Raw genomic sequence first — 19,033 nt, 5'->3', positions numbered from 1 at the left:
CCAATATCTACAGGGATGCTTGCGCCATATTCCGATGACGTGAATAATTTCCTGACAGGCCATCTTCTGGCTACCTATGCATAAGAGGAACAGTTTGAACACAGACACTCGCGAAATCACCCTTGAGCCCGCAGACAACGCCCGTCTGCTGAGCCTATGCGGCCCGTTTGATGACAACATTAAACAGCTGGAACGCCGTCTCGGCATCGAGATTAACCGTCGTGACAACCACTTTAAACTGACCGGTCGACCGATTTGCGTCACCGCTGCGGCGGATATCCTGCGCAGTCTGTACGTCGACACCGCGCCAATGCGCGGCGAGATTCAGGATATTGAACCGGAACAAATTCATCTGGCGATTAAAGAAGCCCGCGTGCTTGAGCAAAGCGCCGAAAGCGTGCCGGACTACGGTAAGGCCATCAATATCAAAACCAAACGTGGCGTGATTAAGCCGCGTACGCCGAATCAGGCGCAGTACATCGCCAATATTCTCGACCACGACATTACCTTCGGCGTCGGCCCCGCCGGTACCGGGAAAACCTACCTGGCGGTCGCCGCCGCGGTGGACGCGCTGGAGCGTCAGGAGATCCGCCGTATTCTTCTGACCCGTCCGGCGGTTGAGGCCGGCGAAAAACTGGGCTTCCTGCCCGGCGATTTGAGCCAGAAAGTGGACCCGTACCTGCGACCGCTGTACGACGCGCTGTTTGAAATGCTCGGCTTCGAAAAAGTCGAAAAGTTGATTGAACGCAACGTGATTGAAGTCGCGCCGCTGGCCTATATGCGCGGCCGTACGCTGAACGACGCGTTTATCATTCTCGACGAAAGCCAGAACACCACCATTGAACAGATGAAAATGTTCCTGACCCGTATCGGCTTTAACTCTAAAGCGGTTATCACTGGCGACGTCACGCAGATTGACCTGCCGCGCAGCACCAAATCGGGCCTGCGCCACGCAATTGAAGTGCTGGCAGAAGTCGATGAGATTAGCTTCAACTTCTTCCACAGCGAAGATGTCGTGCGCCATCCGGTGGTTGCCCGTATCGTTAACGCCTATGAAGCCTGGGAAGAAGCAGACCAGAAACGTAAAGCAGAGCTGGCCGCCGAGCGCAAACGCGAAGCCCAGGAACAGGAGCATAAATGAGTCAGGTCATTCTCGATTTACAGCTGGCTTGCGAAGATAACGGCGGAATGCCGGATGAAGCCCTGTTTCAGCGCTGGGTCGATAGCGTTATCCCGCAGTTTCAGGAGGAGTCGGAGCTGACGATTCGTCTGGTTGATGAAGCGGAAAGCCACGAGCTGAACCTGACCTATCGCGGGAAGGATAAACCGACTAACGTGCTCTCTTTCCCGTTCGAAGCCCCGCCGGGCATCGAAATGCCGCTCCTTGGCGACCTGGTTATCTGCCGTCAGGTGGTTGAACAGGAAGCGAAAGAGCAAGGCAAACCGCTGGAAGCGCACTGGGCGCATATGGTGGTCCACGGTAGCCTGCATCTTTTGGGCTATGACCACATCATCGACGAAGAAGCGGAAGAGATGGAATCCCTCGAAACAGAGATAATGCTTGCTCTGGGCTATGAGGATCCGTACATTGCCGAGAAGGAATAACCCGTTGCCGGCTTTGCCGGCGACTGGCCGCTATGCCGGGCGCTGAGTATACGCGTGACGAGCGACTATTTAATCAACATGAGAACCCATACGACGCCATGAGCGACGACAATTCACACAGTAGCGACACAGTAAACAGCAAAAAGGGATTCTTCTCCCTGTTACTCAGCCAGCTCTTTCACGGTGAACCCAAAAATCGTGACGAACTGCTGGCGCTGATCCGTGATTCCGGGCAAAACGACCTTATCGACGAAGATACGCGCGATATGCTCGAAGGGGTAATGGATATCGCCGACCAGCGCGTCCGCGACATCATGATCCCCCGCTCGCAGATGATTACCCTGAAACGCAACCAGACGCTGGACGAGTGCCTCGATGTGATCATCGAATCCGCCCACTCGCGTTTCCCGGTGATCAGCGAAGATAAAGATCACATTGAAGGGATTCTGATGGCCAAAGATCTGCTGCCGTTTATGCGCAGCGATGCCGAAGCCTTCAGCATGGAAAAAGTGTTGCGCCCGGCGGTTGTCGTGCCTGAAAGCAAGCGGGTTGACCGCATGCTGAAGGAGTTCCGCTCCCAGCGTTATCATATGGCTATCGTTATCGATGAGTTTGGCGGCGTCTCGGGTCTGGTGACCATTGAAGACATCCTTGAGCTGATCGTCGGTGAAATCGAAGACGAATACGACGAAGAAGAAGACATCGATTTCCGTCAGCTAAGCCGCCATACGTGGACGGTGCGCGCGCTGGCCTCAATCGAAGACTTCAACGAAGCGTACGGCACCCACTTCAGCGATGAAGAGGTCGACACCATCGGCGGCCTGGTGATGCAGGCGTTTGGTCATCTGCCTGCCCGCGGCGAGTCTATCGACATTGATGGTTACCAATTCAAGGTCGCAATGGCTGACAGCCGACGTATTATTCAGGTACATGTAAAGCTTCCTGATGATGCCCCGCAGCCGAAGCTGGAAGACTAATCCAACGGGACGATTAACCTAAATGGTATTTGCCTCTCTTATTGAACGCCAGCGCGTACGCCTGCTGCTGGCGCTGTTATTCGGAGCCAGCGGAACGCTGGCTTTTTCACCTTATGACTTCTGGCCGGCGGCGATTATTTCGCTAATTGGCCTGCAGGGTTTAACGCTCAACCGCCGTCCTTTACAAAGCGCCGCGATTGGCTATTTCTGGGGACTCGGGCTATTCGGCTCGGGTATTAACTGGGTTTACGTGAGTATCGCGCAGTTCGGCGGCATGCCCGGTCCGGTTAACGTTTTCCTGGTGATTCTGCTGGCCGCGTATCTCTCCCTCTATACCGGGTTATTCGCCGGTATTCTTTCGCGCCTGTGGCCGAAAACCAGCTGGATACGCGTGGCCATCGCCGCGCCGGTGGTCTGGCAAATCAGCGAATTTCTGCGCGGCTGGGTGCTCACCGGCTTCCCGTGGCTACAGTTCGGCTACAGTCAAATCGACGGCCCGCTTAAAGGCCTGGCGCCCGTGATGGGCGTTGAGGCGATTAACTTCCTGCTGATGCTCGTCAGCGGCCTGCTGGTACTCGCTATCGCGCAGCGTAGCTGGAAGCCGCTGATCGCCGCCGTCGTGTTGTTCGCCCTGCCCTTCCCGCTTCGCTATATTCAGTGGTATCAACCGCTGCCGGAACGCGCAACCACGGTTTCGCTGGTACAGGGCGATATCCCCCAGGCGATGAAATGGGACCAGAATCAGCTGCTCAACACCCTGAAAACCTATCTGGATCTCACCCAACCGCACATGGGTAAATCGCAGCTGATCGTCTGGCCGGAGTCCGCAATTCCCGATCTGGAAATCAATCAGCAGCGTTTCCTGAGCATGATGGACGATCTGATGCGGTCGAAAAACAGCGCGCTGATTACCGGTATCGTCGACGCGCGCCTGAACGCGCAGAATCGCTACGATACGTACAACACCATTATTACGCTGGGCAAAGATAACCCATACAGCTACGACTCAAAGAATCGCTACAACAAGAACCATCTGGTGCCGTTCGGTGAGTTTGTGCCGCTGGAATCAATTCTGCGTCCGCTGGCGCCGTTCTTCGATCTGCCGATGTCCTCTTTCAGCCGCGGGCCTTACGTGCAGCCGCAGCTGGTTGCGCATAATATGCGTCTGACGGCGGCTATCTGCTATGAGATCATTCTTGGCGAGCAGGTGCGGGATAACTTCCGCCCGGATACGGATTTCCTGTTAACCATCTCTAATGACGCGTGGTTCGGCAAATCTATCGGTCCGTGGCAGCACTTCCAGATGGCGCGGATGCGCGCGCTGGAGCTGGCCCGTCCGCTGCTGCGCAGTACCAATAACGGCATTACCGCGGTCATCGGCCCGCGCGGTGAAATACAGGAGATGATCCCGCAGTTCACCCGCGCCGTATTGACCACCAAAGTGACCCCGACTTCAGGGCTGACGCCGTACGCGCGTACGGGGAACTGGCCGCTGTGGGCGTTAACCGCGCTGTTTGGCTTTGCAGCGCTGCTGATGAGTCTGCGCCAGCGCCGTCGCTAATTGCTTCTCCCGCGGCGGCATTCGTCGCCGCGGTCACCTCTCCTTCTTGTCCATTTTGGCACGACCATTGCTTAATAAATTGATGTAGCAGCGCGATCCTTGAGGGTACAACCTGGTTGCACCACCACCGATCGCCATGCTGCGCTATTTTGGTGCAATGGGGGATTTTTGCCTTTAAATGGTGCGGTGCGCTTCGCAAAAATCAACAATATAAGAGCAAAATCTTTACATTAAGCCAAACTAAATGCTAACAAACACATACAAATGCTGCACGCAAAGACGGCAGCAATAAAAAGCACACACATTCACAATGGGTATCAATAGCGTCTGATGGCGCTGAGGATAAGGAGTCGGATATGCAATTACGTAAACTGGCCGCAGCAATGCTGGTCATGGGACTGACCGCCGGTGCGGCGCATGCAGAAGATGCGGCATCCACCGCTGGCCAGAGCACTCTGGATAAAATTGCCAAAAACGGCGTTATCGTCGTCGGTCACCGTGAATCATCCGTTCCGTTCTCTTACTATGACAACAAACAGCAGGTCGTCGGCTACTCTCAGGACTACTCGAACGCGATCGTTGATGCCATTAAGAAGAAGCTGAACAAACCGGATCTGCAGGTCAAACTGATCCCGGTCACCTCACAAAACCGTATTCCGCTGCTGCAAAACGGCACTTATGATTTCGAATGCGGTTCCACCACCAACAACCTTGAACGTCAAAAACAGGCAGCGTTCTCCGACACCATTTTCGTTGTCGGTACCCGTCTGCTGGTGAAAAAAGGCGGTGCGATTAAAGATTTCCCGGATCTGAAGGATAAAGCCGTCGTCGTCACCTCCGGCACCACCTCGGAAATTCTGCTGCACAAGCTGAACGACGAGAAAAAAATGAATATGCGCATTATCAGCGCAAAAGATCACGGTGACTCCTTCCGTACTCTGGAAAGCGGTCGCGCGGTGGCCTTTATGATGGATGACGCTCTGCTGGCGGGTGAACGTGCGAAAGCGAAGAAACCGGATAACTGGGAGATTGTCGGTACCGCTCAGTCTCAGGAAGCCTATGGCTGCATGCTGCGCAAAGACGATCCGCAGTTCAAAACGCTGGTGGACGACACGGTTGCCCATGTTCAGACTTCCGGTGAAGCCGAAAAATGGTTCGATAAGTGGTTTAAAAATCCTATTCCGCCAAAGAATCTGAATATGAACTTTGAACTCTCTGACGAAATGAAAGCGCTGTTCAAATCACCTAACGACAAAGCTCTTAACTAATTAAAAAAACAAAGGGCGGGGAATCCTGCCCTCCCGATTGTTGCCACGGCGCGGACAGACTATACGGCGGCTGGTCGTTCCCCAGCGGCCGCGAATACCGAAACAGGCTGAGCAACAATCTTCGAGGGTAGCGCTGCTACCCTTTTTTTTCCAGGAGTCATTTATGTCAATAGACTGGAACTGGGGGATATTCCTGCAACAGGCCCCGTTCGGCAACACCACCTATTTAGGCTGGCTGTGGAGTGGTTTTCAGGTCACCGTCACCCTGTCGGTAACGGCCTGGATTATCGCGTTCTTTGTGGGGTCGCTCTTCGGTATTCTCCGTACGGTCCCGAACCGTCTGCTATCAACTATCGGCACCTGTTACGTTGAGCTTTTTCGTAACGTTCCGCTTATCGTTCAATTTTTTACCTGGTATCTGGTGGTACCTGAACTGCTGCCGGAAAACATCGGTATGTGGTTTAAGTCCGAGCTGGATCCCAATATTCAGTTCTTCGTTTCCTCGATGCTGTGTCTGGGATTATTTACCGCCGCGCGCGTCTGCGAACAGGTTCGCTCCGGCATCCAGTCCCTGCCGCGCGGGCAGAAAAACGCCGGGCTGGCGATGGGACTAACGCTACCGCAAACCTACCGCTACGTTCTGCTGCCCAACGCCTATCGCGTTATCGTGCCGCCGATGACCTCTGAAATGATGAACCTGGTGAAAAACTCGGCCATCGCCTCCACCATCGGACTGGCCGATATGGCCGCGCAGGCGGGCAAGCTGCTGGATTACTCGGCCCATGCCTGGGAGTCGTTTACCGCTATCACCCTCGCCTACGTGTTTATCAACGCCGTTATTATGCTGATCATGTACGTGGTCGAACGTAAGATCCGCCTGCCGGGCAATATGGGGGGTAAATAATGTACGATTTTGACTGGAGTTCCATTATTCCTTCCATGCCGTATCTGCTGGCTGGACTGGTTATTACCTTAAAAATTACCGTGACCGCGATTGTTATCGGGATTGTCTGGGGGACGATTCTGGCCGTCATGCGCCTGTCGAGCTTCCTGCCGCTGGCGTGGTTTGCCAAAACCTACGTTAACGTCTTCCGCTCCATTCCGCTGGTGATGGTACTGCTGTGGTTTTATCTGATTGTTCCGGGGTTCCTGCAGAACGTGCTTGGCCTGTCGCCGAAAACCGATATCCGCCTGATCTCAGCGATGATCGCCTTCTCCATGTTTGAAGCGGCGTATTACTCGGAAATTATTCGCGCCGGTATTCAGAGTATCTCTCGCGGCCAGTCCAGCGCTGCGCTGGCGCTGGGCATGACCCACTGGCAATCCATGAAGCTGGTGATTCTGCCGCAGGCCTTCCGCGCCATGGTACCGCTGCTGCTCACCCAGGGCATCGTGCTGTTCCAGGATACCTCGCTGGTCTACGTCCTGAGCCTGGCCGATTTCTTCCGTACCGCCTCCACTATCGGCGAACGTGATGGAACCCAGGTAGAAATGATCCTGTTCGCAGGCGCCGTATATTTTGTATTTAGTCTCAGCGCATCGCTGTTGGTCAGCTGGTTGAAGAAAAGGACTGTGTAATGATTACCCTGAAAAATGTTTCAAAATGGTATGGTCACTTTCAGGTGCTGACCGATTGCTCCACGGAAGTGAAAAAAGGCGAAGTGGTGGTGGTCTGCGGGCCATCAGGCTCGGGTAAATCCACGCTAATTAAAACCGTCAACGGTCTGGAGCCAATCCAGCAGGGTCAAATCATCGTCGACGGCACCACGGTTAACGATAAAAAGACCAATCTGGCTAAGCTGCGCTCGCGCGTCGGAATGGTATTCCAGCACTTCGAACTGTTCCCGCATTTGTCGATTATCGATAACCTGACGCTGGCGCAGGTTAAGGTGCTCAATCGCGATAAAGCCGCTTCACGCGCAAAAGGGCTCAAGCTGCTGGAACGCGTGGGACTTTCCGCTCATGCAGAAAAGTTTCCCGCTCAGCTCTCTGGCGGCCAGCAGCAGCGCGTGGCCATCGCTCGCGCATTGTGTATGGACCCCATCGCCATGCTGTTTGATGAACCCACTTCCGCGCTTGATCCAGAGATGATTAATGAAGTACTGGACGTGATGGTTGAACTGGCGAATGAAGGGATGACGATGATGGTGGTCACCCACGAAATGGGCTTTGCCCGCAAAGTAGCGAATCGGGTTATCTTTATGGATGAGGGGAAAATTGTCGAAGACGCGGATAAAGAAGCGTTTTTCGCTAACCCGCAATCAGAACGGGCGAAAGACTTCCTCGCCAAAATACTGCACTAAGCCTCCGGCGCGCACGCAAAGTGCGCGTCGTCCTTTTATTCCCCTTATCATATTGAATTATAATCACTCGCCCACGCTTAAATAACTGCCACGCATATATTCACACCCCATCGCTGATAATTCACAAGTTGAAATGACCAATTCAAATAAAATTCAGGATTAACATCGTAGCCTCGATAATCCTGCATCGCTAACATAGCACGACTATTTACGAGGACACTGAGCACTTAAAAAATTCGCTTTGGTATTTTATAAAAAATAAAATTCTTAAAATTGAAAACCACGAGCTGCTGGCGAGCTCATAACACCAGTCAGAACAAAACTCAATTTCCTTTACAAGGGCATTATTATCGAATGAAACAAATGGATATTGCTTCATGAAATACAACAATAACAAACTGTTAAACGCGCTTTTTCTTTACTTTATTTTTACTGCCTCCACGTTTGCGGATGTTGCCAACAACACTCATCAAACTGAACAGGATAAAGCTCGCCAGAGCGCATTAAAGCCCGAGCAGCAAGATTATCAATCATCGCGCACTGGCTCGCATAAATATAAACTTATTTTTCCGGTGGAGGAGACCTGCCGATATATCAGCCACGTCAATATCATTTCCTCAAATGAAAAACTCACGCAACGTCTCCTGCGCAATATCGCCGTCCAGGCAGAAAAGAAATGTCTGGGTATTAAAGGCATTCGCCAACTCGCTACGGCATTACAAAATGAAATCATAGTCCAGGGGTATATTACTTCACTTATTGATATACCTTCACAGTCACTGGAAGATGGCGTTTTAGACATTACCCTCACCTACGGTAAGATAGGCAATATGATATGGTCTGCCGACAGCGGCGCCACGTCCAGCCTGTGGAATGCCATACCTACCGCCACGGGTGAGATCCTCAAACTAACCGACCTTGAGCAAGGGATGGCCAATCTGCAACGGCTACCCGGTTCGTCGGCGCAAATGAAAATCCAGCCCGGGAAAAACAACGCGGAAAGCGATATTCAGATAACGCGTAATCTGGCTAAAAAATGGCAGGTAAGCGCGTGGATGGATGATGCCGGCAGCCGGGAAAGCGGTCGCTATCAGTCCGGGGGCGCACTCTATCTCTATGATATGGCTACGCTTAACGATATTTTCTATGTCTCCGCCGGAGGCGACGTCGAATTTAATCAGCATAATGACGGCAACCACAATAGCAGCCTCTATTATTCGGTTCCTTTCGGGTACTGGTCGCTAAGCCTTTACGGCTCGCAGAGCGAATATCGTCAGCAATTTAAAGCCAACTATTCAACCACCGAATACAAAAGCGAAAACCGTTACGCCAGCGCGACGCTCTCGAGGCTGCTTTCCCATACGCGGCAGCAAAAAACCACCCTGGACGCCCGGGTTGCAAAAAGCACGTCTCGTTACTATTTTGGCGGCAGCGAACTCAAGGTTATGCGCAAGCAGAACCCGGTTTGGGAATTGACCCTTCGCCAGCAGCGCTACTTCAATAAAAAAATCATCGATGCCAGCCTGGGCATTCAGCGCAGCTTGCCCTGGCTTAGCTCCATGCCAACCCTTGAGGAAAAAGCGGGTCTCTACAGCCCACTTTCGCGGGTGATACATGCTGATATTCAGGCATTTATGAAATTTAATATTACCGGCGATCGTTTCAGCTACGCGCCGCATATTAATGCTCAGTTTAGTCCCGATATTTTATCCACGGATAATAAATTTAATATCGGCAGCCGCTGGACGGTACGGGGTTTTGATGGAGAAAATTCGCTGTCCGGCAACCAAGGCTGGTACTGGCGTAATGATTTTATCTGGGATATGCCAACCCCGGATCGGCAATTATATTTTGGTCTGGATATTGGCCGCATCACCGGCAGTGAACAATATAGACAGGGTAAAGTTATTTCCGGCGCCGTAAGCGGGCTGCGCGGCCAGCTATTTTCCACGCAGTATGATTTTTTTATCGGTACGCCGTTCATTAAACCCGATCGTTTTCATAGCGATCCGCTCAACCTTGGTTTCTCGCTCAACTGGAGGTATTAACGTCGTTAAGTAAACTAATAAACATTCACAACTTTTAGGCAATTTATTTAAAGGAATAAACGCAATGTTCAAATTTAAATTTACTTATGTCGCCCTGGCGGCAGCACTCAGTTCGTCTTACGTCTATGCCGATCCGACGGTCTGGACCCACTCATCCGGAGCTACCGTCGTTGATATTGAAACGCCTAACGCAGCGGGCGTTTCTCACAATATGTACCGTGACTTTAATGTCAGTAACAAGGGCATGATTCTCAACAATAGTTCCAGCGATCTTACTCACGACACCTTAGGCAATATCGCTAAAAACAATAATCTGGCTAATGGCGGCGCTTCGGTGATCCTCAATGAAGTGACCTCAAATAAATCCAGCTCGCTCAATGGATTTATCGAAGTCGCCGGCCAAAAAGCCGATGTTATCATCGCTAACCCAAACGGAATCTCCTGCTCAGGCTGTAGCTTTATTAACACCGATCGCGCGGTTTTAACCACCGGCCAGGTAAAGCTCAACAACAGTGGCGCGATTGACAGCTATACCATCTCCAAAGGTCAGATCACTATTGGGCAAAACGGGATGAATGCAACAAATAGCTATGCCACCCTGCTGGCAAATGCTATTGCCATTAACGGTACCGTCAGCACTCCCAACGCGACGGTAGCCGCAGGAAATTTCACGCTTGACAACAATACAGGGCAAATGACCTCTGCGGGTAAAACGCCTACGGTACTACAGATGCTGATTCCGGAATACAGCATTGATATTAGCAATCTTGGCGGAATTAAAGCTAACAGCATCAGCATGATTGGCAACGACTTAGGTCTCGGCGTACGCAATAAAGGCGCGATTGTCGCCAATAGCACACTGACAATGTCCAGTAACGGTTCACTGACCAACGAAGGATCGATCACCAGCAACGGTATGCTTACGCAGATCGCCGCCGCCGGGAATATCAAAAACACGGGTAACATCTCGACGACAAACATTACCATTATCAATGGATTACAAACACTTACCAACAACGGAACCATATCCAGCAGCAAACAGTTGATGGTCAGCGCCTCTGGAAATATCGAAAACAACGGCACCATCAAAAGCAGCACGGCATTAAGCGTAGCGACTAACGGCAACCTGAAAACGGCTTACGGCTCTAATCTTCTTTCTGATAATCAACTGCTAGTATCGGCTCTTGGCAATATCGATAACGGCGGTTCAACCCGGGCGAAAAATACCAGCATTGCTTTTAGCGGTAGCTCGCTCAAGGTAACCGGTAACATTCACGGAACGGACAATCTTGTGATTCAATCGGTTAAAGATAGAGCGCTCTCATCCGGTGAAATCAGCAACTCAGGAACCTTAAAAGGGGGTAACGTCACCATCCAGACGAACGGTACGCTGGCGTTAAACCGTGATAGCAAAATACTCGCCAGCAATATGCTGACAACCAACAGCAACTGGCTGAATAACGACGGGGGAACCGTTCGCGGCGATTCTGCGGTCTTAAACTTTAATAACAACGCGATGCAAAACAGCGGAGAAATTATTGGCGGGACCATCAACATTTCCACCCATTCAGATCTGGTAAATAAATGGCTTATGGAATCCTTTGGCGATTTCACCATTGATACCCACAATAAAGGCAACATTATCAACCGCGACAAAATCGTAGCTGGCGGAACGATGACCTTAAATGCAAAACAAGTGGTTAACGGCGGCTATAAATGCGGGTTCCTGAAACTGTTCACCTGCGATGCCGGCTTACTGAGCGGCAATAAACTGGTCCTGAATACTTCTCAGCGATATGCTTCTGAAGTGGGTGGCGAACAGTATTTCAAGTTAACGGAAGTTAACACCACCAAATAAATTATTAACCGCAAACCAGCCATCTTATTGAACTACACTCTGAAATGCCGGCGCTACCAGCGCCGGCATTTTATAAAATTGACATAAGCCGCTGAGTTTATCCGAGGCCCGGTATATTCAACTCCGGGCCTTATCATTTATGGCTCAAATGGCCGACGCTGGAACTGATCGTGCCCGCATTTGGGGCAACGCGGCAGCACATCCGGCGTATACACCGGCAGATGGTAATGGCACTTCTCACACACCAGATTGCCGAGCCCGACCACTTCGCCGCTATGATAAACGCCGTGGTGGCTGAGGTCCTGGAACACTTCGCGCCACTCAAGCTGGGTTTTGTCGGTAATATCCGCCAGTTCCTGCCACAGGCTCTCTTTGATCACCCGCATAAAGACGCTGTCCGTTAGCTCATCCTGGCTCTCTTCATAGCTGAGGGCGAACTCTTCCAGATCGCGTCTGACGGCGCGAATAACGTTGTCGATTTCACTCTGCGTTAACTCGCCGGACTGGCTAATCTTGACCCTGGCCTGCTCCACCAGCGCGTCAATATCGCGTTCTCCGTTGCGTAACCGCTCGCTGAGCGTCGACACCAGCTCTCGGTAGAATTGAGCAACCTTGTTCATCTTTTCGCCTCCGGTGTGGTTAACTTCTTATAATGGTAGACGTTATCTGCGGATTGCTCTGCAAGCCAAGCCACAGAGTCGCGAAATTTTCTCTACCGCTTTCATCTCGGTAAGTGTGTGAAAGGCTGTTTTGACGTTGGCGTTTGGGCTATGCTATGCCGATCTGAAATAACACATCCATTGGCTACATTTTGTAGCTGTATTGAAAACAGGACCACTGGCTGCCATGCAAGAGCAATACCGCCCGGAAGAGATAGAATCAAAAGTCCAGCAACACTGGGACGAGAAGCGTACCTTTGAAGTTACCGAAGACGAGAGCAAAGAGAAGTATTACTGCCTGTCGATGCTTCCCTATCCTTCTGGTCGACTACACATGGGCCACGTGCGCAACTATACCATCGGTGACGTGATTTCCCGTTACCAGCGTATGTTGGGCAAAAATGTCCTGCAGCCTATCGGCTGGGATGCGTTTGGCCTACCTGCGGAAGGCGCAGCGGTGAAAAACAACACCGCGCCGGCCCCGTGGACCTATGACAACATCGCCTACATGAAAAACCAGCTGAAGAAGCTGGGCTTCGGCTATGACTGGAGCCGTGAAGTGGCGACCTGCACCCCGGAATACTACCGCTGGGAGCAGAAGTTCTTTACCGAGCTGTATAAAAAAGGCCTGGTCTACAAAAAAACCTCCGCGGTGAACTGGTGCCCGAACGACCAGACCGTACTGGCGAACGAGCAGGTTATCGATGGCTGCTGCTGGCGCTGCGACACCAAAGTCGAGCGTAAAGAGATCCCGCAGTGGTTTATTAAAATCACCGCCTACGCTGACGAGCTGCTGAACGATCTGGATAACCTGGATCACTGGCCTGACACCGTTAAAACCATGCAGCGCAACTGGATCGGCCGCTCCGAAGGCGTCGAAATCTCCTTCGATGTGAACGACTACGCCGACAAGCTGACCGTCTACACCACCCGCCCGGACACCTTTATGGGCTGCACCTACCTTGCCGTCGCTGCGGGCCACCCGCTGGCGCAGCAGGCTGCCGCCAATAACCCCGCGCTGGCGACCTTTATCGACGAATGCCGCAATACCAAAGTTGCCGAAGCCGATATGGCGACCATGGAGAAAAAAGGCGTCGATACCGGCTACAAAGCCATTCACCCGCTGACCGGCGAAGCGATCCCGGTATGGGCGGCAAACTTTGTGCTGATGGAGTACGGCACCGGCGCGGTGATGGCCGTCCCGGGTCACGATCAGCGCGACTACGAATTTGCCAGCAAATACGGTCTGAACATCAAGCCGGTTATCCTGGCCGCCGATGGCTCAGAGCCCGACCTCTCTGAACAGGCGCTGACCGAAAAAGGCGTATTGTTTAACTCTGGCGAGTTCGACGGTCTGGATCACGAGGCGGGCTTTAATGCTATCGCCGATAAGCTCGCGTCTCTTGGCGTCGGCGAACGTAAAGTGAACTACCGCCTGCGCGACTGGGGCGTTTCCCGTCAGCGCTACTGGGGCGCGCCGATCCCAATGGTCACCCTTGAAGACGGCACCGTGATGCCGACGCCGGAAGATCAGCTGCCGGTTATTCTGCCGGAAGATGTCGTGATGGACGGGATCACCAGCCCAATTAAAGCCGATCCGGAGTGGGCGAAAACCACCGTTAACGGCCAGCCGGCGCTGCGCGAAACCGATACCTTTGACACCTTTATGGAGTCCTCCTGGTACTACGCGCGCTACACCTGCCCGCAGTACGACCAGGGTATGCTGGACCCGGAAGCGGCGAACTACTGGCTGCCTGTCGATATCTATATCGGCGGGATCGAACACGCCATTATGCACCTGCTCTATTTCCGCTTCTTCCACAAGTTGATGCGCGACGCGGGCATGGTGAACTCTGACGAACCGGCTAAACAGCTGCTTTGCCAGGGGATGGTGCTGGCGGATGCCTTCTACTACGTTGGCGAAAACGGCGAGCGTAACTGGGTGTCGCCGAAAGAAGCGACTACCGAGCGCGACGAGAAGGGCCGTATCGTTAAAGCCTTCGACCCACAGGGCCGCGAGCTGGTCTATACCGGCATGAGCAAGATGTCCAAGTCGAAAAACAACGGAATCGACCCGCAGGAAATGGTTGAACGCTACGGCGCGGACACCGTGCGTCTGTTTATGATGTTCGCTTCTCCGGCCGACATGACGCTTGAGTGGCAGGAATCCGGGGTGGAAGGTGCGAACCGCTTCCTGAAACGCGTCTGGAAACTGGTCTACGAACATACCTCCCAGGGCGAAGCCGCTGCGCTGGACGTTGCCAGCCTCAGCGAAGATCAAAAAGCGCTGCGTCGCGACGTGCACAAAACGATCGCGAAAGTGACCGATGATATCGGCCGTCGTCAGACCTTCAACACCGCGATTGCGGCGATTATGGAGCTGATGAACAAGCTGGCGAAAGCGCCGCAGGAAGGTGAACAGGATCGCGCGCTGATGCGTGAGGCCCTGCTGGCCGTGGTTCGTATGCTCAACCCGTTCACTCCGCATGCCAGCTTTACCTTGTGGCAGGAGCTGGGCGGCGAAGGCGATATTGACAACACGCCGTGGCCGGTCGCTGACGAAAGCGCGATGGTTGAAGACACCACTCTGGTCGTGGTCCAGGTAAATGGTAAAGTTCGTGGTAAAATTACCGTTGCGGTGGATGCAACCGAAGAGCAGGTTCGTGAGCGTGCGGGTCAGGAGCATCTGGTTGCGAAATATCTCGACGGTGTGACCGTACGTAAAGTGATCTACGTTCCGGGTAAACTGCTCAATCTGGTCGTTGGCTAAGCGCAGGAGGAAGCGTGCGATATCTGGCAACATTGTTGTTATCTCTGGCGGTGTTAATCACCGCCGGCTGTGGCTGGCACCTGCGTAGCACTACGCAGGTTCCGACCGCAATGAAAACCATGATCTTCCAGTCGGGCGATCCTAATGGTCCATTAAGTCGTGCCGTCCGTAATCAGCTGCGTCTGAACGGGGTTGAACTGGTCGACAGCAGTACGCTGCGCAAGGATATTCCTTCCCTGCGTCTGGAGACATCGTCCATTCAGAAAGATACGGCGTCTATTTTTCAGGACGGCCGTACTGCGGAATATCAGATGGTGATGACGGTAAACGCCAGCGTCCTGATCCCAGGTCATGATATCTATCCCATCACGACCAAAGTCTACCGCTCGTTCTTCGATAACCCGCAGGCGGCGTTAGCGAAAGATGCCGAGCAGGACATGATCGTTCAGGAAATGTACGACAAAGCGGCAGAGCAGCTGATCCGTAAGCTGCCGAGCGTACACGTTGCGGATGTCGAAGCCACCAAAGAGGATGAGAAGCCGGTCGCCACGACCCCAGCCGCTTCCACCTCCGGCAATCGCGTCTCCACCACGCTGGGTAACTGATGATTCGGTTGTACCCGGAACAGCTCCGCGCGCAGCTCACTGAAGGGCTGCGCGCGGCCTATCTGCTGCTTGGCAACGATCCGCTGCTGCTGCAGGAGAGCCAGGACGCCATCCGCGAAGCGGCCGCGACCCAGGGCTTTATCGAACACCACACCGCCACCGTTGATGCCAGTACCGACTGGCCCGCCCTCTTCTCGTTAAGTCAGGCCATGAGCCTGTTTTCCAGCCGCCAGACGCTGCTGCTGATCCTGCCCGATAATGGCCCTAATGCGGCAATTAACGAACAGCTTGCGACGCTCGTCGGCATGCTGCATGACGATTTACTGCTGATCGTTCGCGGTAATAAGCTAACGAAAGCGCAGGAGAACGCCGCGTGGATGACGGCGCTGACCAGCCGGGCGGTGCAGGTTAGCTGCCAGACGCCGGAATATGCCCAGCTGCCGCGCTGGCTCGCCGCGCGCGCAAAGCAGAATAATCTGCAGCTTGATGACGCGGCCAGCCAGCTGCTGTGCTACTGCTATGAGGGTAATCTGCTGGCGTTGGCCCAGGCTCTTGAGCGCCTTTCGCTGCTGTGGCCGGATGGTAAACTGACGCTGCCGCGGGTTGAGCAGGCCGTGAATGATGCTGCGCATTTCACACCTTATCACTGGGTGGATGCGCTGCTGGCCGGTAAAAGCAAGCGCGTTCTCCACGTTCTGCAACAGCTGCGTCTGGAAGGCAGCGAGCCGGCTATCCTGCTGCGCACCCTACAGCGCGAGCTGCTGCTGCTGGTCAACCTGAAGCGGCAATCGGCCCATACGCCGCTGCGTTCGCTGTTTGACAAGCATCGCGTATGGCAAAACCGCCGCCAGCTGGTCAGCGACGCGCTGGCACGCCTGAGCGCCGACCAGCTGCGTCAGGCCGTCACGTTGTTGACCCGCGCGGAGCTTACCTTCAAGCAGGATTACGGGCACTCCGTATGGCCCGAGCTGGAAAGTCTCTCTTTATTGCTCTGCCATAAAGCGCTGGCAGACGTTTTTATTGATGGTTGATATGACTCAGTTACAGGCGATGTACGGCGGCACCTTCGATCCGGTGCATTACGGTCACCTTAAACCGGTGGAAATTCTGGCCAACCTTATCGGCCTCAATAAAGTCACCATCGTGCCCAACAATGTGCCGCCGCACCGCCCGCAGCCCGAAGCCACCAGCGACCAACGCAGGCATATGCTGGCGCTGGCCATCGCGGATAAACCGCTGTTTATCCTCGACGATCGTGAGCTTAAGCGCGACACGCCGTCATATTCAGCGCAAACCCTACGCGAGTGGCGCCAGGAGCAAGGGCCACAGCGCCCCCTGGCGTTTATCATTGGCCAGGATTCGCTGCTCACCTTTACCACCTGGCACGAGTATGAAAGCATTCTTGATAACGTACATCTGATCGTTTGCCGACGCCCGGGTTATCCGCTGACCATGGCGTGCGAGCAGGATCAGCAGTGGCTGGACAAACATCTCACTCATGACGTCGAGCGGCTGCATAGCAGCCCGGCGGGCGTTATCTACCTGGCCGAAACGCCGTGGTTTGATATTTCTGCCACCCTGATTCGCCAGCGTCTTGAAGCTGGCGAGCCCTGCGCGGACATGCTGCCGGAAACCGTGCTCGACTATATCCATGAGCAGAAGCTCTACTGCTAGCCTTGCCACAAGGAGAGTCTTATAGACTCCTTTCGAGAGGGTCATCATGAAGTTATGGTTAGTTCGTCATGGCGAGACCGAGGCCAACGTCGCGGGCCTCTATAGCGGACATGCTCCCACAGCCTTAACCGAACGCGGAATCAGACAAGCGCAAACGCTGGGAAAGCGGCTGCAGGCCGTTCCTTTTCAGCGCGTGTTTTGCAGTGAACTTGAGCGCACCCAGCGTACGGCCAGCCTGCTGCTTGGCGACCGTGAGGTCCCTCGCCAGTCCTTCGCCGAGCTCAATGAAATGTTCTTCGGCGACTGGGAAATGCGCCACCATCGCGATTTACAGCATGAAGATGCGGAAAACTACGCCGCGTGGTGCGCCGACTGGCAGCATGCGGCGCCCACAAACGGTGAAGGCTTTCAGGCGTTCGCCGAACGCGTCTCCGGCTTCACCGCCGCCCTCCCTCAACACCGGGAACTTAGTCATCTGCTGATCGTCGGCCACCAGGGCGTGCTTAGCCTGTTAATCGCTCAACTTCTGAATATGCCGGATTCGGCGATGTGGCACTTCCCCATCGAGCACGGCGCGTGGAGCCTTGTCGATCTCCAGCCCGATTTCACTACCCTGCGCGTGCTGAATAGCCAGGCAGTTTGGCTGGCGGAAGAAGAATTGCGCGCAGACCATTGACAGGGCAAAGCAGGCTGTTATTCTCCGCAGCCAGGCTGCATTTACCATTTGAACTTTGCAGAAATTGTTTTACAAAAATGGCGATGCAATCATCGGCGATGGATGGGATGATAGCGGCCTTAACCGCCTATTTATCGACATTTATCCCGATTTTGCTACCAGTTCAGGTATACTGTCAGGCTGTTTATTATTATCACTCTTCACACACCCAGGGGGAACTCTTGCAGGGTAAAGCACTCCAGGATTTTGTTATCGACAAAATTGATGACCTGAAAGGTCAGGACATCGTTGCCATTGACGTTCATGGCAAATCCAGCATCACCGATTGCATGGTTATCTGCACAGGCACTTCTACGCGCCATGTTATGTCCATCGCCGACCACGTAGTGCAAGAGTCTCGCGCCGCCGGTATGCTGCCGCTGGGCGTTGAAGGCGAAGCCGCCGCGGACTGGATTGTCGTCGATCTCGGCGACGTTATGGTTCACGTCATGCAGGAAGAGAGCCGTCGTCTGTACGAGCTGGAAAAACTCTGGAGTTAACGCGTGAAGCTGCACCTGGTAGCCGTTGGCACCAAAATGCCGGACTGGGTTCAGACCGGCTTTAGCGAATATCTGCGCCGTTTTCCAAAAGATATGCCGTTCGAACTGGTGGAAATCCCCGCCGGAAAACGCGGCAAAAATGCCGACATCAAGCGAATTCTGGAAAAAGAAGGTGAAATGATGCTGGCGGCCGCAGGCAAAAACCGCATCGTCACCCTGGATATTCCGGGGAAACCATGGGATACGCCGCAGCTGGCGCGCGAACTGGAACGCTGGAAACAGGATGGCCGGGACGTCAGTCTGCTCATCGGCGGCCCGGAAGGCCTTTCACCCGCCTGCAAAGCGGCAGCGGAACAAAGTTGGTCGCTCTCAACGCTCACCTTACCTCACCCGCTGGTTCGCGTACTGGTGGCCGAGAGTCTGTATCGGGCGTGGAGCATTACCACCAACCACCCTTACCACCGTGAGTAATGATGACCAGGGTAGACTA

The 19,033-nt window shown here is 53.7% G+C and carries 18 protein-coding genes; 17 read left to right on the top strand and 1 reads right to left on the bottom strand.

Annotation, left to right across the window (positions count from 1 at the left end):
• The first annotated feature begins 94 nt into the window (after positions 1-94).
• The 10 genes from KOSB73_RS10800 (at position 95) to KOSB73_RS10755 (ending at position 11,620) form a co-directional block, all read left to right on the top strand.
• Positions 95-1,141, top strand: coding sequence for a PhoH family protein (locus KOSB73_RS10800; RefSeq protein WP_004134159.1), 1,047 nt, complete (start codon positions 95-97; stop codon positions 1,139-1,141).
• On the top strand, positions 1,138-1,605 hold the full coding sequence (ybeY, locus tag KOSB73_RS10795) for an rRNA maturation RNase YbeY (protein WP_024358805.1): 468 nt from the start codon (positions 1,138-1,140) through the stop codon (positions 1,603-1,605). The genes KOSB73_RS10800 and ybeY overlap by 4 nt, the downstream gene beginning before the upstream one ends.
• A 98-nt stretch (positions 1,606-1,703) precedes the next feature.
• Positions 1,704-2,582, top strand: a complete 879-nt coding sequence (corC, locus tag KOSB73_RS10790; RefSeq protein ID WP_004130445.1) for a CNNM family magnesium/cobalt transport protein CorC — start codon at positions 1,704-1,706, stop codon at positions 2,580-2,582.
• A 22-nt stretch (positions 2,583-2,604) separates the two neighbouring features.
• Positions 2,605-4,143: an apolipoprotein N-acyltransferase gene (lnt, locus tag KOSB73_RS10785; RefSeq protein WP_024358806.1), complete on the top strand. Its 1,539-nt coding sequence runs from the start codon at positions 2,605-2,607 to the stop codon at positions 4,141-4,143.
• 356 nt (positions 4,144-4,499) lie between these two features.
• Positions 4,500-5,411, top strand: coding sequence for an amino acid ABC transporter substrate-binding protein (locus KOSB73_RS10780; RefSeq protein WP_004130441.1), 912 nt, complete (start codon positions 4,500-4,502; stop codon positions 5,409-5,411).
• A 163-nt stretch (positions 5,412-5,574) separates the two neighbouring features.
• Positions 5,575-6,315 carry an amino acid ABC transporter permease gene (locus tag KOSB73_RS10775; protein WP_098140505.1) on the top strand — a complete coding sequence of 247 codons (741 nt, stop codon included), beginning with the start codon at positions 5,575-5,577 and terminating at the stop codon, positions 6,313-6,315.
• On the top strand, positions 6,315-6,989 hold the full coding sequence (gene gltK, locus KOSB73_RS10770) for a glutamate/aspartate ABC transporter permease GltK (RefSeq protein ID WP_004130439.1): 675 nt from the start codon (positions 6,315-6,317) through the stop codon (positions 6,987-6,989). Before KOSB73_RS10775 ends, gltK begins: the two co-directional genes overlap by 1 nt.
• A complete protein-coding gene (locus tag KOSB73_RS10765; RefSeq protein WP_004100186.1) occupies positions 6,989-7,714 on the top strand; it encodes an amino acid ABC transporter ATP-binding protein in 726 nt (241 codons plus the stop codon). Before gltK ends, KOSB73_RS10765 begins: the two co-directional genes overlap by 1 nt.
• 377 nt (positions 7,715-8,091) lie before the next feature.
• A complete protein-coding gene (locus tag KOSB73_RS10760) occupies positions 8,092-9,762 on the top strand; it encodes a ShlB/FhaC/HecB family hemolysin secretion/activation protein (RefSeq protein WP_064342351.1) in 1,671 nt (556 codons plus the stop codon).
• A gap of 64 nt (positions 9,763-9,826) precedes the next feature.
• Positions 9,827-11,620, top strand: a complete 1,794-nt coding sequence (locus KOSB73_RS10755) for a filamentous hemagglutinin N-terminal domain-containing protein (RefSeq protein WP_064342350.1) — start codon at positions 9,827-9,829, stop codon at positions 11,618-11,620.
• Positions 11,621-11,757: 137 nt separating this feature from the next.
• Here KOSB73_RS10755 and KOSB73_RS10750 read toward each other — a convergent pair whose 3' ends face one another.
• Positions 11,758-12,240, bottom strand: a complete 483-nt coding sequence (locus KOSB73_RS10750; RefSeq protein ID WP_004134173.1) for a zinc ribbon-containing protein — start codon at positions 12,238-12,240, stop codon at positions 11,758-11,760.
• 226 nt (positions 12,241-12,466) lie between these two features.
• Between KOSB73_RS10750 and leuS the strand changes: the two genes are divergently transcribed.
• The 7 genes from leuS (at position 12,467) to rlmH (ending at position 19,014) form a co-directional block, all read left to right on the top strand.
• Positions 12,467-15,049, top strand: a complete 2,583-nt coding sequence (gene leuS / locus KOSB73_RS10745; RefSeq protein ID WP_024358809.1) for a leucine--tRNA ligase — start codon at positions 12,467-12,469, stop codon at positions 15,047-15,049.
• 14 nt (positions 15,050-15,063) lie between these two features.
• Complete coding sequence (gene lptE, locus KOSB73_RS10740; RefSeq protein WP_004134176.1) at positions 15,064-15,654, top strand: LPS assembly lipoprotein LptE; 591 nt, start codon at positions 15,064-15,066, stop codon at positions 15,652-15,654.
• Positions 15,654-16,685 carry a DNA polymerase III subunit delta gene (gene holA / locus KOSB73_RS10735; protein ID WP_004134178.1) on the top strand — a complete coding sequence of 344 codons (1,032 nt, stop codon included), beginning with the start codon at positions 15,654-15,656 and terminating at the stop codon, positions 16,683-16,685. The genes lptE and holA overlap by 1 nt, the downstream gene beginning before the upstream one ends.
• Positions 16,678-17,328: a nicotinate-nucleotide adenylyltransferase gene (nadD, locus tag KOSB73_RS10730; protein ID WP_049085343.1), complete on the top strand. Its 651-nt coding sequence runs from the start codon at positions 16,678-16,680 to the stop codon at positions 17,326-17,328. Before holA ends, nadD begins: the two co-directional genes overlap by 8 nt.
• A gap of 46 nt (positions 17,329-17,374) precedes the next feature.
• Positions 17,375-18,004: an adenosylcobalamin/alpha-ribazole phosphatase gene (locus tag KOSB73_RS10725; protein WP_024358812.1), complete on the top strand. Its 630-nt coding sequence runs from the start codon at positions 17,375-17,377 to the stop codon at positions 18,002-18,004.
• A 221-nt stretch (positions 18,005-18,225) separates the two neighbouring features.
• A complete protein-coding gene (gene rsfS / locus KOSB73_RS10715; protein ID WP_004100162.1) occupies positions 18,226-18,543 on the top strand; it encodes a ribosome silencing factor in 318 nt (105 codons plus the stop codon).
• A 3-nt stretch (positions 18,544-18,546) separates the two neighbouring features.
• A complete protein-coding gene (gene rlmH / locus KOSB73_RS10710) occupies positions 18,547-19,014 on the top strand; it encodes a 23S rRNA (pseudouridine(1915)-N(3))-methyltransferase RlmH (RefSeq protein WP_004100160.1) in 468 nt (155 codons plus the stop codon).
• The last annotated feature ends 19 nt before the right edge of the window (positions 19,015-19,033 follow it).

The organism is Klebsiella grimontii (assembly GCF_900200035.1).
GTDB lineage: Bacteria > Pseudomonadota > Gammaproteobacteria > Enterobacterales > Enterobacteriaceae > Klebsiella > Klebsiella grimontii.
This window is presented reverse-complemented; position numbering and strand designations above follow the sequence as displayed.